The organism is Rahnella sp. ChDrAdgB13 (assembly GCF_017655185.1).
In the GTDB taxonomy this organism is placed as follows: Bacteria; Pseudomonadota; Gammaproteobacteria; order Enterobacterales; family Enterobacteriaceae; genus Rahnella; species Rahnella contaminans.
Window position 1 is genome coordinate 1 of the sequence record NZ_JAEMGT010000201.1, and the last position, 3373, is coordinate 3373.

Consider the following 3373-nt stretch of genomic DNA (forward strand, 5'->3'; position numbering starts at 1 on the left):
GCTCTCGCAAGCCGCTGCGTTCCTTAATGGTAGTGCTGACGAGAAGTTAATAATGATTGAATTACTGGATGTTATTTCTGAAACGGCAAAGATGGGGGTAGAGGAAAATGCATGAGGATGACTTAGATATTTACTATGCAGATGCCAAACGCGTCGATGTTGTTTTGAGAAGGCAAGAAATGATAATGCCTTACACCACAGAAAATGTTTCTTGTGACCGACTAATGAGAGTTAAAGCCGGTGTGCACCATCATTCTAATGAATGTTATTCCAGTTATGGAAAACAAAAATGACCAGCGTGAGTTGTATTTATGGCTTGAAGGAATCCTCTCAATTCTGAGATTCGAGGAAGTCGATTTTCTGAAAAATACATCAGGGGTAGAATAATGACCAACCACTTCCCATCCAAGGTAAAACAAAGGACGCACGAAATAGTTAACTTTCCACGCAACGCACTCGGCCAGTTAATTGCAACAATGCCTGACGACACGATGGATGGTGAAATCGGGTGCCGTAATACTATCATTATTGATAATCAGTCAAACAGATATTTAGAAGATGGAGTTTTTGCCTTCTTTGTTAATGGAACATTCATGGTGAAACGCCTTCAATTTGTTCCTGATGGTATATGGGTTCTGCCAAACAATAAGCATTACGAAAATTTTAAAATTGAACCATCAGATCATTGCGAATTGGTAATTATTGGCCGTGTAGTTCTGAGTTTGGAAGAAAGAAAGCACTAATTAAATATAGAGATATTCCATAGCAACAAATAAAGATGAATTTAATTACGGCCTAACGGTCGGGGAAATCCGTATCCAAAGACCAGTAACGGAGTATTAACGATGAGCACAAACGAGAAAACAAATATCCAGCTGAAGATTGAGCGGTACCGCAACCGACAGGCTGCCGCTCGCTTTGAAGCAATGGCCGATAAGACCGGCAGTAACTGCGTACTGGTCAACCTGCCAGACGGAACGATGGCAACCGTCGAGGTAAGCCAAGAATCACTCATTGATGCTCTCAAATACTTTGAAAGCATCGTTTATGGCGAATACAGCCGCGCTGAATCTGTGGAGTTAATCCTACGGCTTTACATCAGCAACCTCTCCATGCACGGCGACAAGCTCACCGAAGCTGGAAACGCATTCATGAACGACCTGATTAAACAGACCGTGATGATGGCGAAAGAGCAAGGCATCGACGGCGAACAAACAGTCCATTAAGGAGAAGCGATGAAACTGGCACCCAAAACACAACGTGCAATTGATGAATCTTTCAAAAAGGTGCAGTCACCGGTCTATGTCGTGACCCGGCACGGACGCCGCCGCCGCTTTCTCAGCCAAAGCGCTGCAATGAACAACCTGGTGCATTTCATGGTTACTGGCACGTTTGATAAAGCCGGTATCTCGACCCATGAGCCATCTACACCAGTGATCGTGAATGGGCATAAAGCTGAAAAGCGCGGGGATCTAACTAAGCAGTACTGGAATGCCTACAGCCGCACCTACAACCGCCTGCTGAAACTCAGAAGCCGCTTGCGCGAAATTTCTAAGTCGGAAGCAAAGCACGAAGAAATCAAAAAGCAGTATGCCGATCACCTCAGCAACAAACCATTTTAAGGAGGCATGAGTGAGCACTGAAATTAAAACAGAAGCAACGCCGGACGGCATTAAGACCGGCAATCGCACCATCGGGTATTCGGCTGTTATCCGCCAGCTCGATAGCGGCGAGTTCGATAAAAATCTTCCTGACGGTATGAGTCTGCTGTGCCATGTCTGGGAGGCGGCGCGCGATGGCCTGCTGAAATTGAGTTTAGAGAAGCAGGTCATTATCTGGCGCTGGGTTGTGGTGACCGTGTTCATGGGTGAAGAGCAGGATAAAAACGGCACGGTGGAAGTTCCCAATGATGAAGGCGGTACCGACCTCGCCACGATTTACGCAGGTAAGAACGGAAGCATGGGCATTTACCCGGGTCCGGTTCGTTTCTCACTGGCAACACATGTTGAAGGGTGCGCCATCGAGAAGTACGGCACTGAAACAGGTTTAGATCTGGCTCTGCGAATGTATCAGGACATGGTGACGATGGATCCAGTGCAAGGCTTCAAATTATCGGCGATGGGTCGTGAAGGCATGGAAATGCTCCACGATGAATTTATCGAAATGCTGCATACCGAAGGCATGCCAGAAATGCCAGTAACTCACTGAGGAAAGACGATGAATAACAAACTGATGGTTTTTGAATCTGCTGAACTCGGCATTTGCTTGGAAGGGGCGCTTTATCATGGCAAGCCAGCTTTCGATGCTGTAGCTCTCGCAAAATCGCTAGGTTATACGAATCCTGCCAAAGCCTTGAAAGACCATTGCAAGTCACTGATTAGACTTGATTATAACGAATCGTTAGAAATGGGTTTCGGAGTAAAAAGCCGCGGTACCCAGCTCGCACAACAAGCTGATTTGTTCCGTCTTATTCTGCGTAGTCAGTTGCCGTCTGCTGAGAAGGTTCAAGACTGGGTATGCGAAGAAGTACTGCCATCCATCATGACCACTGGCGGATATGGTGCGCCATCTGTATCCGTTGAGCCACATAAACAGGAAGTCACAATGAACAATGACATTCTCTCGCTGGCCCGCGTTGTGGCCGAAGCAACGGCGTCAGCAACAATGAAGGCAGTGATCGACATCGTTGGTATTCCGAAACATCAATCCCTGCCCGCTGTTCAACCTGCCCCCGTTATTGCCGTACCTGCACAGAGCACCTTTGATTTGCAGGTCAGCCATCAGGAGTCCGGCCTCGGCCAGGCTGATTATGTCCCGGTAGCTGATTTAGCATGGGTCAGTGGCCTGACTGATTCCTCCTGCCGCCGACTGGTGACATTCGCCAGTTTACCTACCAGCCTGACCAACGGTGAGCGGGGGCACCTGCTGATCCACCGTGAAGCGTTCATGACCGCCGCTCAGGCGTTGCTGGATGAATCGACACCTCCGACCGGCAAGCTTAAACGCTGGCGGCACCCAGAATTCGGCGGTTTTACCCTGCGTCTGGCATCAGAGAAACACACAGGGGAGGATGAATAATGCTCATTGCGCCCTGGATTTTGATTCTGACTCTTTCCACCTCAGACGGTGAAGCTATTGATCACATCGGCTTTACCACTCAGGAAGCCTGTCGGGATGCAGGCCGTAAATGGACTTCGGTCCATGACACCGGCTCTATCGGTTCTTTCACCGATGCTATTTGCGTACCTAGTGACTCACCGGAGGCTAAATAATGTTCTTCCCAACTGACATTCTCCGCGCAGCCCTGCACTGCGTCGCCGGTGAAAGCGAAACCCGCGAGTATCTGAAAGGGGTGTACATCACCCCGACCCAT

General features: G+C 48.5%; 6 protein-coding genes. All 6 read left to right on the forward strand.

Annotation, left to right across the window (positions count from 1 at the left end; translation table 11 throughout):
* Positions 1-386: 386 nt before the first annotated feature.
* The 6 genes from J8X26_RS26600 (at position 387) to J8X26_RS26625 (ending at position 3272) form a co-directional block, all read left to right on the forward strand.
* Positions 387-743: a S24 family peptidase gene (locus tag J8X26_RS26600; protein ID WP_208952532.1), complete on the forward strand. Its 357-nt coding sequence runs from the start codon at positions 387-389 to the stop codon at positions 741-743.
* Between the two features lie 102 nt (positions 744-845).
* Entirely contained in the window at positions 846-1226 is a 381-nt protein-coding gene (locus tag J8X26_RS26605; RefSeq protein WP_208952533.1) for a hypothetical protein, read from the forward strand.
* A 9-nt stretch (positions 1227-1235) separates the two neighbouring features.
* Positions 1236-1622: a hypothetical protein gene (locus J8X26_RS26610; RefSeq protein WP_208952534.1), complete on the forward strand. Its 387-nt coding sequence runs from the start codon at positions 1236-1238 to the stop codon at positions 1620-1622.
* A gap of 10 nt (positions 1623-1632) precedes the next feature.
* A complete protein-coding gene (locus J8X26_RS26615) occupies positions 1633-2208 on the forward strand; it encodes a hypothetical protein (protein ID WP_208952535.1) in 576 nt (191 codons plus the stop codon).
* A gap of 24 nt (positions 2209-2232) precedes the next feature.
* Entirely contained in the window at positions 2233-3078 is an 846-nt protein-coding gene (locus J8X26_RS26620; protein WP_374101311.1) for a Bro-N domain-containing protein, read from the forward strand.
* Positions 3078-3272, forward strand: coding sequence for a hypothetical protein (locus J8X26_RS26625; protein WP_208952537.1), 195 nt, complete (start codon positions 3078-3080; stop codon positions 3270-3272). The genes J8X26_RS26620 and J8X26_RS26625 overlap by 1 nt, the downstream gene beginning before the upstream one ends.
* The last annotated feature ends 101 nt before the right edge of the window (positions 3273-3373 follow it).